The following is a 1,419-nucleotide window of genomic DNA, read 5'->3' on the forward strand; positions in this document are numbered from 1 at the left end:
TCGATAGGCAGCCGCTGGACGAGGTAAAGGACCAACACGATCACGAGAAATGTGATCAGAATGCCGATTAGGACTGATGACGCCATTTGGCTCTCTCCTTGGAAACCGAACTGTGCCGCTGCAATAGCTATAGTCGGATGGTCAATCGTTGAGATCAGTACCAGCGACCACTTGCGTCACTCGATGCCTTTGTAGCGGCCAAGCCAATCAATATGCCGACGAAGGTGGCCATGCCGACCAAGGCAGCGGTTGTCCGCGGGTTCTCGCGCGCAGCCTCTGATACAGACTGCGCTTGCGTACGGAGCTGCTGCGCTGCCTGCGACGCACGCCCCGATGCGCTGTCATAGACTTCGCTCGCGGTGTCGCGAGCATCGTCCAACAGTGCCGTACTTCGCTTCGAAATGGATTTGTTGATCTTGGTTATCTCCTTGCGCAGTTCGGAGATCTGCTTTTCGAGCGTCTTTTGGATATCAGCGATGTCAGGGGGATCAACCTTCGGTGCGTCAGCCATCTTTTTTCCTTCAATTACAACCTGATAACAACGTCGCGGCGCTGCATTCGTTCCCGTCGGCTCTCTCTAAATTCCAGCCGTAGGATGCGTTGGCCAGGAGGAACAGGAACGCGGGCTCAATCCTTCATCGGCGCTTCAGCCAATACCCAACCTCGCTGCAGAAAGTTTCGAAGGGCTCCCTGCCTTATCAGTATGGACCCATTGATACCGCCCTGCAGCGTGTGGGACGGTTGCATACGCGCAGCCGCCGTTGGCGCGTTGCCGCCTTTCGAAATGGCTATGTCGGAAAATTCTCGCGCGGTGTTAGAGGCGCTGGAGCAACAGAAATCGGGATTGCAGTTGATCGAAAAATGCCGGCCGAACGCGCGAAGCCGATAAATGCTAGTCGCCCGTCGCCACAGGGCAGCCGTGCTTCCTTTGAGGCCTTACAGGCTCTCAATGCCGTCTGATAAATAGGGCCGCGACGTTCTTGGGGCCATCTTTCGAGAAACGTCAGCGCATCGTGAATAGTGGAAATTTCCCACTCGACGTTGTCCACGTCGCCGACATGAACTGGCAGATTGAAGGGAAGGGCGTTCAAAAAGGGAAACCTCCGCAACTGGTATACAACAACGCACGGGTGCCCGGTTCGTTGCGGTGGCAAGAAAAATTGATCATTGGAGCTAAATCTGCGCTCTCGGTCGGTCCCACAGAGTTCCTCGACCATTGCATGGGTATGATGATTGCTCCTGGGACGATTTCCCCGCCAGGGACGTTGTTGAGTGTTGAGTGGCGGAAAAGTGAGTTCCACGCTCCGCAACCAGAGCGTGGAACCGCGCCGCCAGCTTGATCGTTCTAATATATGGCGGCGTGGCCTGGATGCTCGCTTCAGCGCCGAATGCAATTTCGACCACACGATCGGACAGTAC

The 1,419-nt window shown here is 55.7% G+C and carries 2 protein-coding genes; both read right to left on the bottom strand.

Translation table 11 applies throughout. The features are described from left to right. Window positions 1-154: 154 nt before the first annotated feature. Window positions 155-511 carry a hypothetical protein gene (locus AC1DUU_RS31940; RefSeq protein ID WP_476787304.1) on the bottom strand — a complete coding sequence of 119 codons (357 nt, stop codon included), beginning with the start codon at window positions 509-511 and terminating at the stop codon, window positions 155-157. 277 nt (window positions 512-788) lie between these two features. Beyond that, window positions 789-1,217, bottom strand: a complete 429-nt coding sequence (locus tag AC1DUU_RS31945) for a DUF982 domain-containing protein (protein ID WP_476787305.1) — start codon at window positions 1,215-1,217, stop codon at window positions 789-791. Between the last annotated feature and the right edge of the window lie 202 nt (window positions 1,218-1,419).

Source organism: Aminobacter sp. P4_H6_2, assembly GCF_056400805.1.

Coding starts and splice junctions, on each gene's coding strand:
- AC1DUU_RS31940 (WP_476787304.1), bottom strand. CDS start 511: ATGGCTGACGCACCGAAGGTTGATCCCCCTGACATCGCTGATATCCAA.
- AC1DUU_RS31945 (WP_476787305.1), bottom strand. CDS start 1,217: ATGGTCGAGGAACTCTGTGGGACCGACCGAGAGCGCAGATTTAGCTCC.